This window comes from Streptomyces sp. NPDC058579 (genome assembly GCF_042718575.1).
Classification (GTDB): Bacteria; Actinomycetota; Actinomycetes; order Streptomycetales; family Streptomycetaceae; genus Streptomyces.
Genome location: NZ_JBHXPI010000059.1, coordinates 12,745 through 35,281, shown reverse-complemented (window position 1 = coordinate 35,281; position 22,537 = coordinate 12,745). Strand labels below are relative to the sequence as shown.

Sequence of the window (22,537 nt, the reverse complement as noted above, 5' to 3'; positions counted from 1 at the left end):
GACGGGTGGTGGGGGTGGTGGACGGGGCGGCGGGGGTGGTGCGCGGGGCGTCGGCGGTCGTGGCCGGGGCGCTGGGGGTGGTGGCCGGGGCATCGGGGGTGGCCGGTCGGGGGTAGACGGTGGTGGCGAGGGCCTCGGTGAGGAGGGCTTCGAGGGCTGAGGCGGCGGGGGCCTGGTCCCAGGAGTCCATGGAGGGGTTGAGGACGGTGGCGGCGAGGTCGGCGGCGGCGGCGAGCGCGAGGGGCGGGGTGTGGAGGTGGGCGGCGCAGAGGGGGTGCGCGGGGTCGGCGGCGCCTTCCGCGAGGGCGCGGGTGAGGGTGTGCAGGGCGGCGGCGGGGTCGGTGCCGTGGGGTGGGAGCGGGTCCCCGAGCGCTTCGCGTACTCGGGCGGTGACCCGGTCGGGGCCGCCGGGCGGGATGGGGCCGCCGCGTGCCGCGGTTCCCTCGCGGAGGGCGGTGAGGACGGTGTCCAGGAAGGGGCGCAGGGCGGTGGGGTCGCTCGCGAGAGGCGGGGTGGCGGTCGGGGTGGTCGCGGCACACATGGCACCACCCTGCCGGGGGTTTTGTGGGTTTGTCCGGTGAGTGTGCCGGTGCAACCCGAACGGGGGATGGCGCCCGTAGCGCGGTGCGACCGGGGCCGGCGCCCTGCGCTCCGGCGCCCCTCTGCGCACCGGCGCCGCCGCGTCCTGCGCTCCGGCGTCCTGCGCTCCGGTGCCTACTCCTCGTAGACGATGTCCTCGACCGGGTGGGTCCAGCGGACCTTGCCGTCGTCGACCTCGACGATCAGGTCGAGGCCGGTGCTGAAGTGTCCGGTGGAGAGGATGGTGAACTTGTCGGCCTTGCGGCGGAGGTAGTCGAGGAAGCCGTCCAGTGCCGGGCTCCCGTCGTTCTCGAGCACGTACTCGCCGAGCCGGCGGAAGAACTTGGGGTAGATGACGTCCTTGTCGACCTCGGGCGGGTCGACCACGACCGTGTTGCTGTGGGTCTTGTCCAGTGGCCACAGGCCCTCGTCGTCCGTGCGTGCCTTGATGGCGGTCGTGGTGAGATCGGCTCGGAGGTCGGGGAAGAGCGTGCGGTAGAAGATCGGGTAGACGAAGCCCTTGGCGAGCAGCTTGTGGTTGACCGTCTCGCGCATCATTTCGAGGGTGAGGAAGACGTGGCCGTTCGCGTCGGCCTCGGGCCCGTCTCCCGGGCCGGTGAAGGCGATGCAGCGGCCGGGCGGGTCGGCTCCGCGGGTGAGGACGTAGCCGCGGACCGCGGTCGGGTTGGTGGGGGCCTTCACCGTCCCGTTGGGCGTGCGCTGGACGGGGTCGAAGCCGAGGAGGCGGAGCAGCTCGGCGGCGGCCGCTTCGGCGGGGATCTTGGGCTGGTGCAGCTCGGGTCCGCTGACGAAGGGCGGTTTGAAGTGGGTTTCGAGGGCGTCGATGCCCTCCAGGCGCAGATTGGCCCCGCCGGGGCCGCGGATCACGATGGGGTGGGGGCCGGGGACGGTGCTCCAGACGGCCGGGTCGTCCGGGTAGAAGCGGACCGTGTCGCCGTCCGGGCGGGTCCCTACGGTGGTGCCGTCCGGGCGCGTCTCCACGAGCCGGAATTCGCCTTTGATGCTGAGGTACGGCATGGGGGCCTCGCAGACGCCTGCGGGAGTGGGTGGGTGAGCAGGGTGCCCCTTCTCCCACTATGCGTCCATGCCGTCGGCGGGTCCTGTTGGCGGTTCAACCTCTGTGGTGGGTGAGGCTGAACCGCCGTCCCGTGTGCGGGCTCGGTCAGGCGTCGCGGACTTTCAGGGCTCGGCGGAGGTCGGCGAGTTGGTCGACGAGTTTGCGGTGGAGGGCGGGGGTGAGGTTCTCGTCCGTGAGGTGGGCCTCCCCCAGGGCGAGGGAGTCGGCATCGATCGCGTGGGCCGGGAAGGCGTGGCGGCCTGCGGCTTCCGCCATGGCGGCGCCTCGGCGGGCGCCGAGTGCGGTGGCGGCCGGGTAGTAGCGGGGGATGTACTCCCGTACCAGGTCGGCCTGTTCGGGCTGCCAGAAGCCTTGGGCGGTGGCGGTGAAGAGGTAGTTGGAGAGGTCGTCGGTGTCGAAGAGGGCCGACCAGGCGGCGGCCTTGGCTTCGGGGGTGGGGAGGGCGGCGCGGCAGCGGGCGGCGCCTTCCTGGCCGGTGGCGCTGGGGTCGCGGGCCAGTTCCGAGTCGATCCTGGCGTTGTCGAGGGCGCCGAGGACGGAGAGGCGGGCGAGGATGCGCCAGCGCAGTTCGGGGTCGATCTCGGGGCCGCCGGGGACGCTGCCGTCGGCGAGCCAGCCGGCGATGGTGTCGGGCTGGGTGGCGCTGCTGATGTACGTACGGACGGCGGTGAGGCGCAGTCCGGGGTTGTCGCCGTCCTCGGTGCGGCGCAGGAGGTCGCGGGCGAGGCCGGTGAGGAGGGCGAGGGCCGCGGGGCGGTCGGCGGCCGGGAGGTACCGGTCGGCGATCTGGGTGCGGGCGAAGGCGAGGACGCCCTGCACGATGGCGAGGTCGGTCTCCTCGCAGAGGTGGGCGTCCGCGGTGGTCAGGTAGTCGTGGGGTTCCAGTTCGCCGTCGCGGACCATGTCGCGCAGGGTGTTCCAGACGAGGGCGCGGGTGAGCGCGTCGGGGATGCTGGAGAGGCCGCGCAGGGCGGTTTCCAGGGAGTCCTCGTCGAGGCGGACCTTGGCGTAGGTGAGGTCGCCGTCGTTGAGGACGACGAGGGTGGGGCGGGGGCCGGGGAGGTCGAGGGGCGCGGTCTGCGGGACGTCGATCTCCACGGGTTCGCGCGGGACGAGGCGGCGGCCGTCGACGAGGTCGCGGTCGAAGACGCCGACGGCGATGCGGTGGGGGCGGCTGCCGCGGTGGTGGACGGTGAGGGTGGTGCGGGTCTCGTCGCCGCCGAGTTCGGGGGTGAGGGTGTCGACGCCGGTGGTGCGGAGCCACCGCTCGGCCCAGGCGTGGACGTCGCGGTCGGTGGCGGAGGCGAGGTTGTCGATGAAGTCGGCGAGGGTGGCGTTGCCGAAGCGGTGGCGCTTGAAGTGGGTGTTGATGCCGGCGAGGAAGTCCTTCTCCCCCATCCAGGCGACGAGTTGACGCAGGGCGGAGGCGCCCTTGGCGTAGGAGATGCCGTCGAAGTTGAGGAGCGCGGAGGCGGTGTCGGGGACGGCGTCCGGGTCGGGGGCGACGGGGTGGGTGGAGGGGCGCTGGTCGGCGTCGTAGCCCCAGGCCTTGCGCTCGATGCCGAAGTCGATCCAGGTGTCGGGGAAGCGGTCGGCGCAGGCCTCGTTGACGGTCTGGTAGCCCATGTACTCGGCGAAGGACTCGTTGAGCCAGATGTCGTCCCACCAGCGCAGGGTGACGAGGTCGCCGAACCACATGTGGGCCATCTCGTGGGCGATGACCATGGCGCGGGTCTGGCGTTCGGTGACGGTGACGGCGGAGCGGTAGACGAACTCGTCGCGGAAGGTGACGAGTCCGGGGTTCTCCATGGCGCCGGCGTTGAACTCGGGGACGAAGGCCTGGTCGTACGAGTCGAAGGGGTAGGGCTCGTCGAACTTCTCGTGGAAGCGGTCGAAGCAGGCCTTGGTGATGTCGAGGATCTCGTCGGCGTCGGCGTCGAGGTGGGGGGCGAGGGAGCGGCGGCAGTGGATGGCGAAGGGCAGTCCGGCGTGTTCGGTGCGGACGGAGTGCCAGGGGCCGGCGGCGACGCAGACGAAGTAGGTGGAGAGGAGGGGGGTGGCGGCGGCCTTCCAGCGGCCGTCGGCCTGCTGCTCGGTGATGCCGTTGGCGAGGACGGTCCAGCTGTCGGGGGCCTTGACCGTCAGCTCGAAGACGGCCTTGAGGTCGGGCTGGTCGAAGGCGGCGAAGACGCGCTGGACGTCTTCCATGAAGAGCTGGGTGTAGACGTACGACTCGCCGTCGGTGGGGTCGGTGAAGCGGTGCATGCCTTCGCCGGTGCGGCTGTAGCGCATGGTGGTGACGGCGCGGAGCTCGTGCTCGCCCGCGGTGAGGCTGAGGGGGACCCGGTTGTCGTCGAGGGCGGCGGGGTCGAGGGGCTCGCCGTCGAGGTGGAGGGAGTGGAGCGTGACCGGTTTCAGGTCGACGAAGGTGTCGCCGGCGGTGCGGGCGGTGAACCGGATGACGGTCGTGGATTCGAAGGTCTCGTCGCCTGTGGTGAGGTCGAGGTCGACCGCGTAGTGCTGGATGTCGAGGAGGTGGGCACGGGTCTGCGCTTCCTCGCGCGTCAGTACGGGCATGGGGCCATGCTGCCCGATGGGGTGGTTGCGGGGCACGGGTGTTCCGCTGACAGCTCAGCGCGGCGGTGACGGCTCGGCCGGTGAGGTTCGGGCGAGGCCCACGGCCGTCGCGCCGCGTTGTGTGAGCGTGCGGGTCAGGCGAGGCCCGCGCCCGTGACGTGGGCGAAGGCGGCGGTGATGCCGGGGCGGTCGTAGCCCGTGGGGCTCTTGGCGCCGGTGGAGAGCAGGGTGTGCAGGAGGAGGCGGGCCTTGGCGGGGTCGAGGGGGCCGGCGGGGATGAGGCCGCGGTGCAGGAGTTCGTGCTCGGAGCCGGGGCCTCGGTAGGTGCGGGTGAGGGTGGCGCCGGCGCCGGTGCGGGAGGCGAGGACGACGGGGATGCGGCCGGCGAGCCGTTCCAGGGGGTCGACGAGCCAGGTGGGGACGTGGCCGGCGCCGAAGGCGGCGAGGACGAGGCCGTCGAAGCGGGTGTCGAGGTCTTCGAGGAGTTCGCCGCGGTCGCCGAGGGAGAGGGTGACGAGGGCGACGCGTACGGCCGGGTCGAAGCGGAGGGGGTGGATGGCGCTGGTGCCGGTGGGGCGGAGCAGGATGCGGGGCTCGCCCTCGACGACGCTGCCGAGGGGGCCTGCGCCCGGGGAGGCGAAGGTGGTGACGGAGGTGGTGTGGGTCTTGCGGACGAGGCGGGCGGCGTGGATCTCGTCGGCGAGGACCACGAGGACGCCGAGGCCGGCGCAGCCGGGGTCGGCGGCGACGGCGAGCGCGGCGGCGAGGTTGGCGGGGCCGTCGGCGCCGGGCAGGTCGGGGCGGCGCATGGCGCCGGTGACGACGATCGGCCGGGGGGTCTCGCAGAGCAGGTCGAGGAGGAAGGCGGTCTCCTCCAGGGTGTCGGTGCCCTGGACCACGACGACGCCGGAGCCGGTGGCGAGGGTCTCGCGGACCTCGTCGGCGAGGGCGGCGAGGTCCTCGAAGGAGAGGGAGGAGCTGGGGAGGCGCCGGAAGTCGCGCAGCTCCACGTCGAGGCCGCCGCCTGCGATGCCGGCGCCGAGGCCCGCGAGGACCTCGGTACCGGTCATGCGGCTCGCGTCGCCGCCGCGTGCGGAGATGGTGCCGCCGAGGGTGAAGACGGTGACGCGATCCATCCGACTGCTCCGTTCCGTGCCGGGCCGGGGCTCGCCGCCCGGGCCCGGGGTTCGTTTGCCTGGCCCGAGGCTCCTCCCCGCGCCGGGGTTCGTTCCCGCGCCACGGGTTCGTTCGCGTGGCCGGGTTCGTTCGCGTGGCCGGGCTCGTCCGCGTGTATGGGGCTTGCCCGCGAGCCCCGGGGCTCATCCTCGCGCCCGACGTTCATCCCCGGGCCCGTCCACCCGCCCCGTTCAGCCCTGCGCCCCGTCCGCGATGGTTTCGTGGTGGCGGATTACCTCGGCGATGATGAAGTTCAGGAGTTTCTCGGCGAACGCCGGGTCCAGTTTCGCGTTCTCCGCCAGTTCGCGCAGCCGGGTGATCTGGCGGGCCTCGCGGGCCGGGTCGGCGGGTGGGAGTTGGTGGCGGGCCTTGAGGACGCCGACCTGCTGGGTGCACTTGAAGCGTTCGGCGAGCATGTGGACGACCGCCGCGTCGATGTTGTCGATGCTTTCGCGCAGTCTGGTCAGTTCGGTCGCCACGGACTCGTCGATCTCGCTCATGAGCAGCGAGCTTAGACGGATCGGGAGGCGATCGTCGGCGGGTGTTCGGGATCCGGGATCCGGTCGCTCCAGCCGCCGGGGACGGCCCTGCCCTGCTGTTCGCGGAAGCGGACGGGCGCGGTGCCGACCCTGCGGGTGAAGAGCCGGGAGAAGTAGGCGGGGTCGTCGTAGCCGATGCGGCGGGCGACGGCGGCGACGGGCAGTTCGGTGGCGGCGAGGAGTTCCTTGGCGCGGCCGAGCCGGATGGTGAGCAGGTAGTCCTTGGGGCTGCAGCCCGCGGCGCGGCGGACGGCGGTACGGAGTTCGGCCTGGGTCATGCCGTGCCGGGCGGCGTGTTCGGCGACGGACAGCGGCTGGAAGGCGTCGCGGGCGAGGGCGGTGAGGACGGGGTCGCCGTCGGCGTTGGTGTCGGCGCGGGCCCGGCGCAGGGCGACGAGGAGTTCGTGGACGGCGGCGCCGGTCTCGACCTCCAGGAGCGGGTTGCCGCGCCGGGCGGCGCGGGCGATGCGGCCGACGGCGGCGCGGGGTCCGGCGGCGTCGGAGAGGGGGACGACGGGCCGGTCGGGTTCGATGTAGCCGAGCTCGGTGTAGGTGGCGGTGGCCGGTCCTGCGAAGTCGACGAAGGCCTCGTCCCAGCCGGTTTCGGGGTCGGCGGAGTAGTGGTGCGGGGTGCCGGGGGTGAGCCAGATCAGGGCGGGTGCCGTGATCGTGGTGCGGCGGCCGTCGGTGCCCCGGTACCAGCCGCTGCCGGCGCTGACGACGACGGCCACGTGGTGGTCGAGGGTGCGGGGGCCGACCGTGGGCAGGGTGCCGTGCTGGAGTCCGACGCCGAGGCAGACGAGCCCGAGTCGGTGGTGGACCGGGCTGGGGGTGAAGTAGCGCATCCAGGTGTGGTACATCGGCTGTCGCCTGCCTCTCTCCGCCGCGTTCCGCCTCCGCCGCAGGAACGTTCTTCCGTCCAAACAGCGACGATCTTTGTCCATGGACCCGTCCGCCGCCAGAGGGTGAAGGTGAGCGCATGAGCACGTTCGCTGTGGGTGACGAGGACTTTCTGCTGGACGGCCGGCCGGTACGGCTGCTGTCGGGGGCGCTGCACTACTTCCGCGTGCACGAGGAGCAGTGGGGGCATCGGCTCGAGATGCTCCGCGCGATGGGTCTCACCTGTGTGGAGACGTACGTGCCGTGGAACCTGTACGAGCCGGAGCCCGGCCGGTACGGGGACGTGGCCGCGCTTGGGCGTTTCCTGGACGCGGTGGCGGCCGCCGGGATGTGGGCGATCGTGCGGCCGGGGCCGTACATCTGCGCCGAGTGGGAGAACGGCGGGCTGCCGCACTGGCTGACGGGGCCGCTCGGACGCCGGGTGCGGTCGGCCGACGCGGAGTACCTGGGCCATGTGGAGCGCTGGTTCCGCACGCTGCTGCCGCAGGTGGTGGAGCGGCAGATCGGCCGCGGCGGTCCGGTGATCATGGTCCAGGTGGAGAACGAGTACGGGAGTTACGGCTCCGACCAGGGGTATCTGCGCCGGGTCGCGGAGCTGCTGCTCGACTGCGGGGTGGAGGTGCCGCTGTTCACCTCGGACGGCCCGGAGGACCACATGCTGACGGGCGGCTCGGTGCCGGGGGTGCTCGCGACGGCGAACTTCGGCTCGGGGGCGCGCGAGGCGTTCGCGGTGCTGCGGCGGCACCAGCCGAAGGGGCCGCTGATGTGCATGGAGTTCTGGTGCGGCTGGTTCGACCACTGGGGTAAGGAGCATTCCGTACGGGACGCGGAGGACGCGGCGGCGGCGCTGAGGGAGATCCTGGAGTGCGGGGCGTCGGTGAACGTCTACATGGCGCACGGCGGCACGAACTTCGCGGGCTGGGCCGGGGCGAACCGGGACGGTGGGATGCACGAGGGCGAGCTGCGGCCGACGGTGACCTCGTACGACTACGACGCGCCGATCGACGAGGCGGGGCTGCCGACGGAGAAGTTCTGGCGTTTCCGCGAGGTGCTCGCGGCGTACGCGGAGGGGCCGCTGCCCGAGGTGCCGGAGCCGCCGCGGCGGATCGCGGGGCCTGTGGCGGCGGACCTCGCTGAGTGGGCGCCGCTCGCGGAGGTCCTGGAGGTCCTCGGCGACGAGGAGTCGGTGACGCCGATGCCGCCGACCTTCGAGGAGCTGGGGGTGGACCGGGGTCTGGTGCGCTACCGGCTGGAGGTTCCCGGGCCCCGGCAGCCGTATCCGCTGGTCGTGACCGGGCTCCGGGACCGTGCGGTGGTGTACGTCGACGGGGTGCGGGCGGGCGTCCTGACCACGGAGGAGGAGGCGCTGCCCGAGCCGGTCGCGGGTCCCGCGGTCGTGGAGCTGTGGGTGGAGTCGCTGGGGCGGGTCAACTACGGGCCGCGGCAGGCGGAGCCGAAGGGGATCACCGGCGGGGTCCGGCACGAGCGGCAGTACGTGCACGGGGTACGGACCCAGGGGCTGCGGCTCGACGCCTTCGAGGCGGCGGCGGTGGCGAAGGTCCCGTTCCGGCCGACAGCCGCCGAGGAGGTGCGCGCACCGGGTCTGTACCGGGCCGTGGTCGAGGTGGCCGGTCCGGGTGACGCGGCGCTCTCACTGCCGGGCGGGGTGCGGGGCTTCGTCTGGGTGAACGGTTTCTGCCTGGGCCGGTACTGGGGTGTCGGCCCGCAGGAGTCGCTGTTCGTGCCGGGCCCTGTGCTCCGGGAGGGCGCCAACGAGGTGTGGGTGCTCGAACTGGAGGGCGGGGCGGCGGAGTCGGTACGGCTGGTGTGAGCGTCCGGACAGGCACGTGAACGTGCGTGAGCGGGTACGGGGCGGCGGTGCCCCGTACCCGCTCACGCGCGGTTCGTACGACAGCTACGTACTGGTTCTCACCCGTACGTACTTACGTACTAGAGGGTCGCCGCCGCGGACTTGATCTGGGCCGCGAAGGTCGAGACCTCGGTGTACACGCCGGGGTAGTTAGGGCGGGCGCAGCCCTGGCCCCAGCTGACGATGCCGACCTGGATCCAGGCACCGGCGTTGTCGCGGCGGAACATCGGGCCGCCCGAGTCACCCTGGCAGGTGTCGACGCCGCCCTGGGTGAAGCCGGCGCAGATCTCCTCGCCCGCGATGAGGTCGCTGCCGTAGGACCGCGCGCAGTCGGCGTCGGAGACGAACGGGACGGTGGCCTTGAGCAGGTAGCGCTGCTGGCCGCCGCCCTCGCGGGCCGCGCCCCAGCCGGCGACGGTGAACGTGCCGCTGTTGTACGCGGTCGTCTCGGCGATCTTCAGGGTGGGCACCGAGGTGATCGGCGAGGCCAGCTTGATCAGGGCCCAGTCCTTGCCCGAGCCGTTGTAGCCGGGGGCCTGGAGGACCTTGGTGGACCTGACCTTGATGGCGGCGCTGGACTGGAGGTCCACGACGCCGACGGTGGCGGTGATGCTGGTGTTGTTGCCGGAGCCGCTCACACAGTGGGCGGCGGTGAGGACGACCTGCGGGGTCAGCAGCGAGCCGCCACAGCCCATGGAGAGCCGGACCATCCAGGGGAACTCGCCCTGGGCGGCGCGGGTTCCGCCGACGACGGGGGCGGGCGCGGCGTGGGCCGAGGTGGACGGCTGGAGGCTGACGGCGGCGAGGACGACGGCGCCGGCCGCGGCGATTCTCTGCAGGGCGCGGACGTACCTGTTCTTCTTCAAGTGTCTGCCTTTCGTGGGGGGTTGGCCTTGATGGCATGTGCCCGTCAAGGCTTGGTCCGGATTATGGACACCGCCCGCCGGGGGCCACAAGGGCACGATTTCGGCCAGCGCCGGGGCTCCGCGCGGTGGCCTCGTACAGTGGGAGGAAGGGGGTGGGTCGTGCCGAAGGGAAGCGGATTCGAGGGAGCCGGCGGAGCCGGTGGGTCCGGAGCCTCCGGCGGGTCCGGAGCCTCCGGCGGGGTCGTGCACGGGTTTCCGCACCTCGCCACAGTTCGTGCCGCGATCACCGCGCTGTACCGGCGGCTCTCGGCGGACGGGGTACGGCAGTACGCGGCGAGCGTGCCCGCGGCTGCCGTGGCCTTCTCCGACGAGGAGGACCTCCACCTCGGAGCGCAGCGGGTGGCCAGGGCCCTGGTCCACCACCTGCGGCTGCCCGAGGCGCGGATGATCGTGAGCTTCCGGCCGATGCACCACGCGGCGACCGTCGAACTGGCGGCGGGTCCGGAGTACTTCGTCGAGCTGAACGACCGCTTCCGCGACCACCGCGCGGACGTGGGTGCGGCGCTCGCCCATGAGGTCACTCACGTACTGCTGCACCGCCTCGATCTCGGCTTCCCCGGCACCCGGGACAACGAGATCCTCACCGATGTGGTGACCACCTATCTGGGGGCTGGTTGGCTGCTGCTCGACGCGTTCCGGGAGGACGGGATGTCCAGCCAGAAGCTGGGGTACCTGACGCCGGAGGAGTTCGGCTACGTGCTGGCCAAGCGGGCGGAGGTGTTCGGGGAGGACCCCTCGCCCTGGTTCACCAGCCCGCGGGCGTACGAGGCGTGGACCCGGGGGCGGGAGGAGGCGGCGCGGGACTTCCGGCGGCCCCCGCTGGCGGCGGCCGGGTGGGCGGCGCGCCACCGGTACGCGAAGGACCGACGCTACGGGCGGGCCGGGGCGGACGCTCCGTACGCCTTCGAGGGGAGCGGGGCCTCGGCCCGGGTCTCCTTCCCGTGCCCGGTGTGCCGGCAGCGGCTGCGGGTGCCGGCGGGGCGTCGGGTTCGCGCCAGGTGCGGGGTGTGCGGGACGGTTCTGGAGTGCGACGCGTAGCGCGAAGCGCGTAGGCGGATATACCCATTTGCGCCGTCCGGGTCCGGCGGGTGAAGGTCGGCGCATGAGCACGTTGTTCGAGGCGATTCACGAGGGGGACGACGCCGTGGTGCGCGTCCTGCGGGCCGGGGCCTCCCCCGAGACGGCCGACGAGGAGGGGGAGACCCCGCTGTACCGGGCGGCCGTCGCGAACGAGGCGGGTGCCGTCCGGCTGCTGCTCGCCGCCGGGGCGGATCCCGGGCGGGGCAGCGGCCCGGAGGCCGGGGACCTGCCGCTGTGCGGGGCGGCCTGCGGCGGGCACGCGGAGGTGGTGCGGGCGCTCCTTGCCGCCGGGGCGGCGGCGGACCGGTCGGAGGCGTACGGGTTCACGGCCCTGGACTGGGCGGTGCGGCTCGGGCACGCGGAGACGGTACGGATCCTGCTCGAACACGGCGCCGCGCCGAGCCGGCCGGGCCCCGACGGACTGCCGCCCCTGGTGGCGGCGGCGCGGCGCGGTTCGACGGCGAGCGTGCGGGCGCTCCTGGAGTTCGGCGCGGGCCCGGCCGAGGACGCGCTGCGCGAGGCACGGCGCTGGATCGGCGTGGACATCGCGGAGGAGCTGCGGCGCGGACTGCTCGACGCGGGGGGCGCCGGGGCGGGGAGCGCCGGGGCGGGGAGCGTGGCCGACGGGTCCGGGACCGCGACCGGGCCCGGCTCAGGGACCGGGTCGGGGAGCACGGCCGACGGGTCGGGGGCGGGGTCCGGGTCTGGACCCGGGGTCCCCGAGACCGTCGTGCGGCGGGTGCGGGAGGACGGTGGGGTGACCGTCGTCGTGGATGTGCTGCGGGCGGACGGGGCGCCGGGCCGGGGCAACGAGCAGCAGACCGGGCACGCCGCGATCGCCACGCTCCTGGAGCGCGCGCTCGGAGTACGCGTTCCGCCCGAGGAGCTGGCCGCGCGGGCGCTGGGCTGCGGTGACCCGGAGCTGGACGACTGGAAGGAGGCGGTGCGCACGCTGGGCGCCCGTGACGACGAGGAGTCCTTCCGGGCCGCGTCCGCCTGGTGCGCGAGCCAGGACCCGCTGCGCCGCGCCCTCGGCGCCCGTGTCCTGGGCGCTCTGGACGGTTTCACGCCCCGGGGCCTGCCGGTCCTGCGCCGTCTGGCGGCGGAGGCGGCGCGCGGTGAAGGACCCTCGACGCCCGGCACCGCCCGCGAGCCCGCGCTCTCCGTCGTCGTCGCGCTCGGCCAGTACGGGGAGCCTCAAGCGCTGCCCGAGATGCTGAGTCTGGCCGCCCATCCCGACATCGAGGTGCGCCGTGCGCTCGGGTGCGCGCTGACCGGGCCCGTGCCCGCCGGGGACCCGGTGGCCCTGGCGACCCTCGTCGCGCTGAGCCGGGACCACGACCACGGCGTACGGGACTGGGCGACGCTCGCGCTCGCGGAGGTCCCCGAGGACACCCCGGTCCTGCGGGCGGCGCTCGTGGCGCGGCTCGCGGACGACGACGAGGACGCGGTGGCCGAGGCCGCCCGTGGCCTGGCGATGCGTCAGGATCCGCGCGCCGTGGAGGTGCTTGCGTCCCTCCTCGCCGACGGGGACCCGGAGGGCACCGCCCGGGACACCGCGCTCGCCGCCGTCGAGTACATCGAGGACCCCCGGGTCAGGACCCGCCTGGAGTGGACGACCCCGCGATGTCGTTGACCGCCGCCCACGCGAACGCCATCGCGGGGCCGATCGTCGCGCCCGGTCCCGGATAGGTCTCCCCCATCACGGCCGCCGAGCAGTTCCCGGCCGCGTACAGGCCCGCGATGGCGCCGCCGTCCTCGCGCAGCACCCGCCCGTCGCCGTCGGTGACCAGACCGCCCTTGGTGCCGATGTCGCCGGGGTGGACGGGGACGGCGTAGAAGGGGCCCTTGTCCAGCGGGGCGAGGTTCGGGTTCGGGAGCGTCGGGTCGCCGTAGTAGCGGTCGTAGACGGAGTCGCCGCGCCCGAAGTCCTCGTCGCGTCCGCGCGCGGCGAAGCCGTTGAAGCGGGCGATCGTGGCCTCCAGGGCCGGCGTCCCGATCCGGCGCGCCAGCTCCTCCACCGTCGCGGCCCGCTGGACGAAGCCGTCCCACCGCTTGGGGAACGGCTGCCCGGGGAAGAGCCCGGCGAAGAGGTACCGCGCCTTGGAGCGGGCGTCGAGGATCAGCCAGGACGGGACCGTCGTCGCCTCGGGCCGGTCGCAGGCGTACATGCGGTCGACGAACCGGTGGTACGGCGCCGCCTCGTTGGCGTACCGCTCCCCCGCCGCGTTCACGATCACCATCCCCGGGATGCCCCGGTCGGCGACGAGGAAGAACGGCTTCTCGCCCGGCGGGCAGACCGACGGCGCGCCCCACACCTTGTCGAGCAGGTCGGTCGCCGCGCCCAGCTCCTCGCCGATCCGCAGCGCGTCGCCGGTCTGCCCCTCGGAGGCGTGCGTCCAGGCCGTGGAGGTGGGCGCCGGGAGGTGCTTCTCGCGGAGCGCCTGGTCGTGCGAGAAGCCTCCGGAGGCGAGGACGACGCCGCCCCGGGCCCGTACGGTCCGCCCGTCGGCCAGCTCCACCCCGGCCACCCGGCCGTCCTCGACGAGGAGGCCGGCGAGCGGGGTGTTCAGCCGGAGCTCGCCGCCGAGTTCGTGCAGCGAGAGCCGCATCCGGGCGATGAGCGCCTCGCCGAGGGAGAGCAGCGTGCGCCGGGTGAGCAGGGCGCCGACGGCCCGCGCGCCGACCCGGACGGAGGCCCGCCGCCCGGCCCAGGTGCGGGCGACCATGTTGAGGAAGCGGAAGTCGTACGAGGTCATGGTCAGCCCGTACGTGGGGAGGCCGGCCCGGCGCATGGTCGCCGCGAGCGGTCCGAGCCGCTTGAGGTCCACGATCCGCGGCTCGACCGACCGCCCCTGCGCCATGCCGCCGAGGGCTTCGGGGAAGTAGTCGGCGTAGCCGGGCGTGTACATGAAGCGGACATGGGTGCGGTCGTGGAACTCCCGTACCATGCGCGGCCCGTGGGCGAGGTAGGCGTCCTTGCGCGCGGCGGGGACCCGGTCGCCGACGGTCGCGTCGAGGTAGGCGCGGGCCTTCTCGTACGTGTCCCCGAGGCCGGCCTCGTCGAGGTGGTGGTTGCCCGGGACCCAGATCGCGCCGCCGGACAGGGCGGTGGAGCCGCCGTAGCGGTCGGTCTTCTCGACGAGGAGGACGGTCAGGCCGCGCAGCCGCGCGGTGATCGCGGCGGCGAAGCCGGCGGCGCCGGAGCCGACGACCACGACGTCGTACTCGGACTCGCACTCCTGCCCTTGCCCCGGCTCCTGTCCTTGCTCCGGGCTCATCCGAACACCCCTGTCGCGTAGTCGCTGCGGTAGTAGAGGAGCGGTGCGCCGTCGTCGCGGGCCGCCAGGGCCAGGACCCTGGCCGTGACGACGTGGTGGTCGCCCGCCTCGTGGACGGCGTGCACCGCGCAGTGGAGGGTGGCGAGCGCGCCCTCGATGTGGACGGCGCCGTCCTCGCTCACGGTCCAGTCGACACCGGCGAACTTGTCGGGTCCTGGGCGGCCGAGGGCCGCGCAGACCGCGCGCTGGTCCTCGGCGAGGATGGAGATCCCGAAGTGTCCGGCGGCCCTGACGGCGGGCCAGCTGGTGGAGGTCTTCGCCACGCAGAGCAGCACGAGCGGCGGTTCGAGGGAGAGGGAGGCGAAGGACTGCACCGCGAGGCCCGCGGGCCGGCCGTCGCCGTCGAGAGCGGCGACGACCGTGATGCCGCTGGCGAAGTGGCCGAGGACCTCCCTCATCAGCCGTTCCATCGGTGGCCCCAGAGGCTGTCGGAGGTGATCTCCTTCGTGGTCCAGGCCGCCGGGTCGACGAGCAGTCCGTCCCAGCCGTACTCGACCTGGAAGCCGCCGGGCGCCTGGGCGTAGAAGGAGACCATCCGGTCGTTGGAGTGGCGGCCGAGGGTGGAGGCGATGGGGATGCCGGCCGCGTTCATCCGGTCGAGGCAGTAGCCGACGGCGTCGAGCGAGTCGGTCTCGACCATGAAGTGGACGATGCCGGGCGGCAGCGCGCCCGGGTAGAGGCCGAGGCTGTGGTGGCGGGCGTTGGGGCTGAGGAAGTTCATCCAGTAGAAGTCCCGGCCGGGTTCGCCGGTGGGGACGGCGACCGGCGGGAGCTTCATCCGGTCGCGGAGCTGGAAGCCGAGCAGGTGCTCGTAGAAGGTGACGGTCTCGTCCATGTTCGGGGCGGGCAGGACGACATGACCGAGGCCGAGGTCCTGGCCGTTCGGGGCGCCGGTGACGAAGCGGTTGCCGTAGCGGGCGGGCAGCGGGCTGTGGTCCTGCGCCTGGCCCCAGTACAGCTCCAGCGGGTTGCCCGCCGGGTCGTCCACGTGGATCAGGCCCTGGACGCGGCGCTCGGCGAGCGTGGCTTCGTCGGCGTGCTTGACGGGGAAGCCGGAGGCTTCGAGCTCCTCGGCGGCCTCGGTGAGGGCGCGGGCGCCGGGGAGTTCGAAGCCGGCGGCGAGCAGCCGGTCGGTGGTCCCGGCGACGAAGGTGAGGCGGCGGATCCGGTCGTCGATCCGGGTGTGCAGGACGGTGTCGGAGGAGTCCTGGGCCTCGGCCATACCGAGGATGTCGAGGGTGTAGGCACGCCAGTCGGCGAGCGAGGTCGTCTCGATGCGGAGGTAGCCGAGCGAGCGGATGTCCATGGGGGCGGGTCCTAACGCGAGGAGTAGCGGGGGCCTGGCGCGGGAGGAAGCGGGGGTTAGCGCGAGAAGAAGTCGAGGGCGAGGCGGTTGAACTCGTCGAAGCGTTCGACCTGTGCCCAGTGACCGCAGTGCGGGAAGACGTGCAGCCGGGCGTCGGGGATGGTGCGCAGGGCGACGAGCGCGCCGTCGAGCGGGTTGGTGCGGTCCTCGCGGCCCCAGGTGAGCAAGGTCGGTTGGGTGATGCGGTGGCCCTCGCGCCACAGCTGGGACTCCTGCGGCCAGGTGGCGAAGGCGGCGCCCATCCGGGCCGCGCCGAGCCGGGCGTCGGGGTCGGTGGCCTGGGCGTACCGCTCCTCGACGAAGACGTCGGTGACGATCGCCGGGTCGTACGCCATCGTGAGCAGGAACTCCCGCATCTGCTCGCGGCTGGGCGCGGGCGAGGCGTTGAAGGCGAAGAGGCGCTTGATGCCCTCGGTCGGGTCGGGCGAGAAGAGGTTGACGGAGATCCCGCCCGGGCCCATGAGCAGCAGTCGGTCGACCTTGTCCGGGTGGTCGATCGCGAGCCGGGTGGCGGTGCCGCCGCCGAGCGAGTTTCCGATGAAGTGGGCCTTCTCCAGGCCGAGTTCGTCCATGAGGGCGGCGACGGCCCGGGCGCTGAAGGAGAAGTAGTCGCGGTCCGGCGCGGTCTTGTCGGAGCGGCCGAAGCAGGGCTGGTCGATCAGGAGCGTACGGAAGTTCTCGGCGAAGACGGGCAGGTTGGCGCCGAAGTTGGACCAGGCGGAGGCGCCGGGGCCACCGCCGTGGAGCATGATCACGGCCGGGGCGTCGGAGGGACCCGCCTCGTGGAAGTGGAGGGTGAGGTCGCCGGCCTTCGCCGTCCGGGAGGTGTTCTCGTACGTGAGAGCGGTCGCGGTGGTCACAGCATCGTGTCCTGGATGTCGAGGCCGAGCGCGGCCTGGCCGTAGAGGACGAGGGCCCGCTCGGGGTCGTTGGCGGCGTGGCCGCGCCCGGTGTGGACGTCGCGCCAGGCGCGCTGGACCGGGTTGGGGCCCGTGCGCATCGCGCTGCCGCCGGCGTTCTCCATGAGCAGGTCGACGGCGGCGACGGCCCGTTGGGTGGCGATGACCTGGTCGCGGCGGGCCCGGGCGCGCAGCTCCATGGGCAACGGCGCGCCGGCGCGGGCGAGTTCGTACAGCTCGGCCATGTTGCGGGTGAGCTGGAGCCAGGAGGCGTCGATGTCGGCGGCGGCGCGGGCGATGCGGACCTGGGCGAAGGGGTCCTCGGCGACCTGCTGGCCGTACGAGACGCGGAACCGCTCGCGGGTGGCGGCGACATGGCCCTCGTACGCGCCCTCGGCGATGCCGACGATCGGGGTCGAGATGGTGGTGGTGAAGACGGAGGCGTACGGGAGCCGGTAGAGCGGCTCGGGGTGGGCGGCGAGGCCGGGCGCGTCGAGGGCGGTGACGGGGCCGAAGCTGAGCGCGCGGTGCTCCGGGACGAAGACGTCCTCGCAGACGACGTCGTTGGAGCCGGAGCCGCGCAGGCCGACGGTGTCCCAGACCTCGTCGACGCGGTAGGCGGTGCGCGGGACGAGGAAGGTGCGCATGTCGACGGGGCGGCCGTCGCTGTCGGTGACGAGGCCGCCGAGAAGGGCCCAGTCGGTGTGGTCGCAGCCGGAGGAGAAGTGCCAGCGGCCGGTGAGGGTGAAGCCGCCGTCGACGGGGGTGACCTTGCCCGTGGGGGCGTACGAGGAGCAGATCCGGGTGTCGGGGTCGGCGCCCCACACCTCCTCCTGGGCCTTCGGCTCGTACAGGGCGACGTGCCACGGGTGGACGCCGACGACCGAGGCGACCCAGCCGGTGGAGCCGCAGGCCTTCGCGATCTCCTTGACGGCCGTGTAGAAGACGACGGGGTCGGCGGCGTGGCCGCCGTACGCGCGGGGCTGGAGCAGCCTGAAGAATCCGGTCGCGGCGAGCTCCTTGACGGAGTCCTCGGGGACCTTGCGGGCGGCCTCGGCCTCGGCGGCCCGCTCGCGCAGGGCGGGGGCGAGGGCGCGGACGGCCTCGAGGACGGCTCCGGTGGCGTCGCTCATCGCGTGTCCTCTCTCGGAAGGATCGGAGGGATCGGGAGTGGCTGGACCGTACGCCGAGGTGTTCCGGAAAGGCATAGGGGGTTCCCGCTGAGCGGGAAGAGCCAGCCCCCGAGAGCCGACCCCGGAGAGCCGCCCGCGCCCGCGAACTCGCGGGTAACCCGATCCGCCGGGGAATCGCAGGGCGGGCTTCGCCTCGCGTTCACCGAGGGGTCATCGTGACCCCCCGTAATGCAGGAGTTGTATGGACAACAGTTGTTCATACATCTTGGCCCCGCTCCCCTTCCCCCATGGAGTACGCGTGACCTCCCCTGCCCGCGCCGCCGTCCTGCTCGGTGCCCTCGGTCTGACCGCCCTGTCGCTCACCGCCTGTGGCGCCGCCCCCACCAAGAGCGCCGCCGGCGCCGACGGGAAGAACCTCGCCACCGCGACCTCCGCCACCGAAGCCGGCGGCATGGACGCCCTGATCGCCGCCGCGAAGAAGGAAGGCACGCTCAACGCGATCGCCATCCCGCGCGACTGGGCGAACTACGGCGCGATCATCGACGGCTTCACCGCCAAGTACGGCATCAAGGTGAACGTCGAGAACCCCGACGGCTCCAGCCAGGACGAGATCAACGCGGTCAAGTCCCGCAAGGGCCAGGACCGCGCCCCCGACGTCCTCGACCTCGGCGCCTCCTTCGCGCAGGCCGCCGGCGAGCAGGGCCTGACCGCGCCGTACAAGGTCGCCGCCTTCGACAAGATCCCCGAGTCGCAGCGCGACGCGCAGGGCCGCTGGTTCAACGACTACGGCGGCTACGTCTCCATCGGCTGCGACGCCAAGCGCGTCAAGGTCTGCCCGCAGACCTTCGCCGACCTGCTCAAGCCCGAGTACAAGGGCAAGGTCGCCCTCAACGGCAACCCGACCAAGTCCGGCTCGGCCTTCGGCGGCGTGTACGCGGCGGCGCTCGCCAACGGCGGCTCGTTCGACGACATCAAGCCGGGCATCGACTTCTTCGGCAAGCTGAAGAAGAACGGCAACTACAACCCGGTCGAGTCGACCCCCGCCACGATCGAGAAGGGCGAGACGCCCATCTCCATCGACTGGGACTACCTGAACGCCGGGTACGCGAAGCAGTTCGCGCCCAAGGGCATCGACTGGAAGGTGGCCGTCCCCTCGGACGGCGTCTACGCCCAGTTCTACTCGCAGGCCATCAACAAGGACGCCCCGCACCCGGCGGCCGCCCGCCTGTGGCAGGAGTACCTGTACAGCGCCGAGGGCCAGAACCTGTGGCTCAAGGGGTACGCCCGGCCCGTCCTGATGCCGGCCCTGGAGGCCGACGGCACGATCGACAAGGCGGCCGCCGCCGCGCTGCCGAAGGTCGCGGGCACCCCGAAGTTCCCGACCGAGCAGCAGACCGCCAAGGCCAAGGAGACCCTGTCGCAGGGCTGGGCCGCGGCCGTCTCCGGGTGACGCCTCGATGACTCCGCACTCCTCCACGACCCCGTCCGGGGCGGCCGGCGCGTCCATCGCGCGCCCGGCCGCCCCGGCGGGGCCGGGGGCCGCCGGCTCCCCCATGGCCGACGGCTCCCCCACGGCGTTGACGCTGGTCAAGAGCCCGTCCCCCGCAGCGCAGGCGCCACGACGGCGCCGGCGGCGCCCGTCGACGAGCTGGCTCGCCGCGCTGCCGCTGTTCCTCCTCGTCGCGCTCGCCTTCGGGCTGCCCGCGCTCGCCATGACCGACGGCGCCTTCACGGTCGCCGACGGCGGGTACGGCCTGGACAACCTGGAACGGTCGGTGGACGGCGCGTACGCCACCGCGCTGCTCGGCAGCGTCAAGCTCTCCGCGCTCACCGCCGCCGCAGGCACCGTCTTCGGGCTCTTCCTCGCCCAGGCCGTGGTCTCCTCGCGCGGCCGGGCGCTGCGCGAGGCCGTCCTCACCGCGTCCGGGGTGCTCGCCAACTTCGGCGGCGTCCCGCTCGCGTTCGCCTTCGTTGCCACGCTCGGCAACGCGGGCGTGCTCACCACCGAGCTCGGCCTGGCCGACCACGGCTGGTCGCTGTACGGGTTCTGGGGCCTGACCCTGACGTACCTGTACTTCCTGGTCCCGCTGATGGTGCTGACCGTCGCGCCCGCGCTCGACGGACTGCGCGTCCAGTGGCGCGAGGCGGCCCATGACAACGGGGCGACGGCCTGGCAGTACTGGCGCCACGTCGGCATCCCGGTGCTGCTGCCGTCCCTGCTCGGCGGTTTCGTGCTGCTCTTCGGCAGCGCGTTCGCCGCGTACGCGACGGCTGCGGCGATGGTCGGCAGCTCCGTGCCGCTGGTGACCCTGCAGATCGCGGACGCGCTCTCCGGCAACGTCCTGGTCGGCCAGGAGAACGTGGCGCTCGCGCTGAGCCTCGACATGGTCGTGGTCGCGGCGCTCGTGATGGCCGTCCATCTCCCCCTCCAGCGAAGGAGCACCCGATGGCTCGCCTAGGACGTCCCGTCGTCCTCCTGGTCGCGGGGGTCTACTTCCTGGTGCCGCTGCTCGCGTCCGCCGTGTTCACCCTGGACATCCCCGGGCAGGGGCTCACCCTCTCCTCGTACACCCGGATCTTCGCCGCGCCCGGCTTCACCGGCAGCCTGCTGCTCTCGCTCGGGCTCGCGGCGGCGACCGTCGCGCTCGTCCTGCTCGTGACGATCCCGGCGGCGGTCGCGGCCCGGCTCTCCGCGCCCCGGCTGCGGCCGGTCCTGGAGGTCGTGTGCACGCTGCCGCTGGTGGTGCCGCCGGTGGCGCTGACCGCCGGGCTCGGGACCGTACTGCGCTGGGGCCCGGAGAAGCTGTCCACGACCCCGCTCTACCAGACCTTCGTGGCCGTGCAGAACCCGGACTTCCCCTTCGTCCTGGTCCTCGCGTACGCGGTGATGGCGCTGCCGTTCGTCTACCGGGCGCTCGACGCGGGCCTGCGCTCCGTCGACCTGCGCACGCTGGTGGAGGCCGCCCGGGACTGCGGGGCGTCCTGGCCCCGCGCGCTGGTCTCGGCGGTGCTGCCGAACCTGCGCGGCGCGCTCCTGAACGGCTCGTTCCTGACGCTGGCGCTGGTCCTCGGCGAGTTCACGGTCGCCTCGCTGCTCGGCTTCCAGCCCTTCGCGGTGTGGATCGTGCAGGCCTCCGGCTCCGACGCCCGGCTCTCGGTGGCCGTGTCGCTGCTCAGCCTGCTGCTGACCTGGGTGCTACTGCTCGCGCTGACCACCGTGGGCAACCGCCGCCGTACGCCGCGCTCCCGTACGCCGCGCCCTTCCCGTACGCCCGAAGCCCTCGCGGCTTCCCTAGGAAAGACGTCCCGATGACCGTGACAGACACCTCCACCCGGACCGGGGCGGCCCTGAGGCTGCGCGGTCTGCGCCGGTCCTTCGGCTCCTCCGTCGCCCTCGACGGCCTCGACCTCGACGTCGCTCCGGGTGAACTCCTCGCCCTGCTCGGCCCGTCGGGCTGCGGCAAGACGACCGCGCTGCGCGTGCTTGCCGGTTTCGAGCGCCCCGACGAGGGCCAGGTGCTGCTCGACGGCGAGGACATCGTGCCGGTGCCCGCCAACCGCCGTGACACGGCGATGGTGTTCCAGTCGTACAGCCTCTTCCCGCACCTCTCGGCCGCCGACAACGTGGCCTTCGGGCTGAAGATGCGGAAGGTGCGGGGTGCCGAGCGGCGCGCCCGCGCCTCCGAACTGCTCGACCTCGTGGGCCTCGCGGGCCACGGCGACCGCTTCCCGCACCAGCTGTCCGGCGGTCAGCAGCAGCGGGTCGCGCTGGCCCGCGCCCTTGCGCTGCGGCCCCGGCTGCTGCTGCTCGACGAGCCGCTCTCGGCGCTCGACGCGCAGGTGCGGGTGACGCTGCGGGAGGAGATCCGCCGGCTCCAGCTGGAGCTGGGCATCACCACCGTGTTCGTCACGCACGACCAGGAGGAGGCGCTTTCGATGGCCGACCGGGTCGCCGTGATGAACGGCGGCAGGCTCGAACAGTGCGCCACGCCCACGGAGTTGTACGAGCGGCCCGCGACGGACTTCGTCGCGGAGTTCATTGGCACCATGAACCGGGTGCCGGGCCGGGCGTCCGACGGCGGCCGCGAGGTCGAGGTGCTCGGTTCGACGCTGCCCGTCGAGGAGCCGGACGGGCGCACCGGGGACGTACGCGTACTGCTGCGGCCCGAGGCCCTGGAGGTGACGGAGGGCGGCCCCGCCCAGGTCACCGGCACGTCGTTCCACGGCCCGACGACCCGGCTGCGGATCGCGCTGCCCGACGGTACGGACGTCAAGGCGGACGTCCCGACGCACGCGGCGGCCGGGCTGACTCCGGGCACGGCCGTCTCGGTCCGTCCCCAGTCCCGGCCCGTGCTCCTCGCCTCCGCCGGAGGTGGGGTGTGAGGCGGCTGCAGGCGGTCCTCTTCGACATGGACGGCACGCTCGTCGACACCGAGGGCGTCTGGCTCGACGTGGTCGAGTCCGCCGCCGTGCGCCGGGGCCGGACCCTGGACGCCGAGCGGCGTACGGCGGTGACGGGCCGGTCGGTCGACGACACGGCGGAGCTGCTGCACGCCCATCTGGGGGCACCGGCCGCCGAGTTGGCCGCCGAGCTCGGCGCGGACTTCGCCGCCCGGCTCGCGGTGGCGGCGGCGCCCAGGCCCGGCGCGCTGCGGCTGCTCGCGGCGCTGCGCGAGAGCCGGGTGCCGACGGCGCTCGTCTCGGCCTCGCCGCGGGCGGTCGTCGCGCAGGTGGCGAGCACCCTGGACGGGCACCGGTTCGACGCGCTGTTCGGCGCCGAGGACACCGCGCGGACGAAGCCCGAGCCCGATCCGTATCTGGCGGCGGCCGTGGCGCTCGGCGCCGAACCGGCGCGGTGCGTGGCGGTGGAGGACAGCCCGACGGGCGTCGCCTCGGCCGTCGCCGCGGGCTGCCGGGTGCTGGCCGTGCCGTCGACGGAACCGCTGGTGGACTTCGCCGGAACCGAAGGCGTCACGCTGGCGGACTCGCTGACCGAGGTCGACCCCGAGCTGCTGAACTCCCTGGTCGGGTGAGCCGCGCACATGGCAGGGT

Annotated in this window: 19 protein-coding genes and 1 pseudogene; 8 read left to right on the top strand and 12 right to left on the bottom strand. The window is 73.4% G+C overall.

Annotated elements, in window-relative coordinates:
• The 6 genes and pseudogenes from ACFWRO_RS34620 to ACFWRO_RS34595 form a co-directional block, all read right to left on the bottom strand.
• Positions 1 to 541: pseudogene (locus tag ACFWRO_RS34620) on the bottom strand (aspartate aminotransferase family protein); the annotation flags it as partial.
• A 173-nt stretch (positions 542 to 714) separates the two neighbouring features.
• The gene (locus ACFWRO_RS34615) at positions 715 to 1,617 is read right to left on the bottom strand and encodes a nuclease (protein ID WP_384517871.1); all 903 of its coding nucleotides are present in this window, start codon (positions 1,615 to 1,617) and stop codon (positions 715 to 717) included.
• Between the two features lie 145 nt (positions 1,618 to 1,762).
• The gene (gene pepN / locus ACFWRO_RS34610) at positions 1,763 to 4,255 is read right to left on the bottom strand and encodes an aminopeptidase N (protein ID WP_384517868.1); all 2,493 of its coding nucleotides are present in this window, start codon (positions 4,253 to 4,255) and stop codon (positions 1,763 to 1,765) included.
• Positions 4,256 to 4,389: 134 nt separating this feature from the next.
• Positions 4,390 to 5,391 (bottom strand): asparaginase, encoded by a 1,002-nt coding sequence (locus tag ACFWRO_RS34605; protein ID WP_384517866.1) that lies wholly within the window; start codon positions 5,389 to 5,391, stop codon positions 4,390 to 4,392.
• Positions 5,392 to 5,622: 231 nt separating this feature from the next.
• Positions 5,623 to 5,931, bottom strand: coding sequence for a chorismate mutase (locus ACFWRO_RS34600; protein WP_384517863.1), 309 nt, complete (start codon positions 5,929 to 5,931; stop codon positions 5,623 to 5,625).
• An 11-nt stretch (positions 5,932 to 5,942) separates the two neighbouring features.
• Positions 5,943 to 6,830: an AraC family transcriptional regulator gene (locus ACFWRO_RS34595; protein ID WP_384517860.1), complete on the bottom strand. Its 888-nt coding sequence runs from the start codon at positions 6,828 to 6,830 to the stop codon at positions 5,943 to 5,945.
• A gap of 119 nt (positions 6,831 to 6,949) precedes the next feature.
• On the opposite strand from ACFWRO_RS34595, the gene ACFWRO_RS34590 reads away from it, so the two are divergent.
• Complete coding sequence (locus tag ACFWRO_RS34590; RefSeq protein ID WP_384517857.1) at positions 6,950 to 8,701, top strand: beta-galactosidase family protein; 1,752 nt, start codon at positions 6,950 to 6,952, stop codon at positions 8,699 to 8,701.
• Positions 8,702 to 8,820: 119 nt separating this feature from the next.
• Here ACFWRO_RS34590 and ACFWRO_RS34585 read toward each other — a convergent pair whose 3' ends face one another.
• Positions 8,821 to 9,606: a S1 family peptidase gene (locus tag ACFWRO_RS34585; RefSeq protein WP_384517854.1), complete on the bottom strand. Its 786-nt coding sequence runs from the start codon at positions 9,604 to 9,606 to the stop codon at positions 8,821 to 8,823.
• Between the two features lie 243 nt (positions 9,607 to 9,849).
• Between ACFWRO_RS34585 and ACFWRO_RS34580 the strand changes: the two genes are divergently transcribed.
• Together ACFWRO_RS34580 and ACFWRO_RS34575 are read left to right on the top strand one after the other, a co-directional pair.
• On the top strand, positions 9,850 to 10,704 hold the full coding sequence (locus ACFWRO_RS34580; protein WP_384517876.1) for a hypothetical protein: 855 nt from the start codon (positions 9,850 to 9,852) through the stop codon (positions 10,702 to 10,704).
• 64 nt (positions 10,705 to 10,768) lie between these two features.
• Complete coding sequence (locus ACFWRO_RS34575) at positions 10,769 to 12,382, top strand: ankyrin repeat domain-containing protein (RefSeq protein ID WP_384517852.1); 1,614 nt, start codon at positions 10,769 to 10,771, stop codon at positions 12,380 to 12,382.
• On the opposite strand, the gene ACFWRO_RS34570 is transcribed toward ACFWRO_RS34575, so the two are convergent.
• From ACFWRO_RS34570 to hsaA, 5 genes are read right to left on the bottom strand one after another with little or no spacing between them, the layout of a single operon-like run.
• Positions 12,342 to 14,027: an FAD-dependent oxidoreductase gene (locus ACFWRO_RS34570; RefSeq protein ID WP_384517849.1), complete on the bottom strand. Its 1,686-nt coding sequence runs from the start codon at positions 14,025 to 14,027 to the stop codon at positions 12,342 to 12,344. The genes ACFWRO_RS34575 and ACFWRO_RS34570 overlap by 41 nt on opposite strands.
• Positions 14,024 to 14,485: a flavin reductase family protein gene (locus tag ACFWRO_RS34565; RefSeq protein ID WP_384517846.1), complete on the bottom strand. Its 462-nt coding sequence runs from the start codon at positions 14,483 to 14,485 to the stop codon at positions 14,024 to 14,026. The genes ACFWRO_RS34570 and ACFWRO_RS34565 overlap by 4 nt, the downstream gene beginning before the upstream one ends.
• Positions 14,485 to 15,393, bottom strand: coding sequence for a VOC family protein (locus ACFWRO_RS34560; RefSeq protein ID WP_384517844.1), 909 nt, complete (start codon positions 15,391 to 15,393; stop codon positions 14,485 to 14,487). The genes ACFWRO_RS34565 and ACFWRO_RS34560 overlap by 1 nt, the downstream gene beginning before the upstream one ends.
• Before the next feature lie 56 nt (positions 15,394 to 15,449).
• On the bottom strand, positions 15,450 to 16,313 hold the full coding sequence (gene hsaD / locus ACFWRO_RS34555) for a 4,5:9,10-diseco-3-hydroxy-5,9,17-trioxoandrosta-1(10),2-diene-4-oate hydrolase (protein WP_384517841.1): 864 nt from the start codon (positions 16,311 to 16,313) through the stop codon (positions 15,450 to 15,452).
• Entirely contained in the window at positions 16,310 to 17,485 is a 1,176-nt protein-coding gene (gene hsaA / locus ACFWRO_RS34550) for a 3-hydroxy-9,10-secoandrosta-1,3,5(10)-triene-9,17-dione monooxygenase oxygenase subunit (protein ID WP_384517838.1), read from the bottom strand. The genes hsaD and hsaA overlap by 4 nt, the downstream gene beginning before the upstream one ends.
• 298 nt (positions 17,486 to 17,783) lie before the next feature.
• Here hsaA and ACFWRO_RS34545 point away from each other — a divergent pair, with 298 nt between their 5' ends.
• The 5 genes from ACFWRO_RS34545 to ACFWRO_RS34525 all read left to right on the top strand — a co-directional run bounded on the left by ACFWRO_RS34545 (position 17,784) and on the right by ACFWRO_RS34525 (position 22,518).
• A complete protein-coding gene (locus ACFWRO_RS34545) occupies positions 17,784 to 18,935 on the top strand; it encodes an ABC transporter substrate-binding protein (protein WP_384517835.1) in 1,152 nt (383 codons plus the stop codon).
• A gap of 103 nt (positions 18,936 to 19,038) precedes the next feature.
• On the top strand, positions 19,039 to 19,944 hold the full coding sequence (locus ACFWRO_RS34540; protein ID WP_384517873.1) for an ABC transporter permease: 906 nt from the start codon (positions 19,039 to 19,041) through the stop codon (positions 19,942 to 19,944).
• Positions 19,932 to 20,798: an ABC transporter permease gene (locus ACFWRO_RS34535; RefSeq protein WP_384517832.1), complete on the top strand. Its 867-nt coding sequence runs from the start codon at positions 19,932 to 19,934 to the stop codon at positions 20,796 to 20,798. Before ACFWRO_RS34540 ends, ACFWRO_RS34535 begins: the two co-directional genes overlap by 13 nt.
• Positions 20,795 to 21,868 carry an ABC transporter ATP-binding protein gene (locus ACFWRO_RS34530; protein WP_384517829.1) on the top strand — a complete coding sequence of 358 codons (1,074 nt, stop codon included), beginning with the start codon at positions 20,795 to 20,797 and terminating at the stop codon, positions 21,866 to 21,868. The genes ACFWRO_RS34535 and ACFWRO_RS34530 overlap by 4 nt, the downstream gene beginning before the upstream one ends.
• On the top strand, positions 21,865 to 22,518 hold the full coding sequence (locus tag ACFWRO_RS34525; RefSeq protein ID WP_384517826.1) for an HAD family hydrolase: 654 nt from the start codon (positions 21,865 to 21,867) through the stop codon (positions 22,516 to 22,518). The genes ACFWRO_RS34530 and ACFWRO_RS34525 overlap by 4 nt, the downstream gene beginning before the upstream one ends.
• The last annotated feature ends 19 nt before the right edge of the window (positions 22,519 to 22,537 follow it).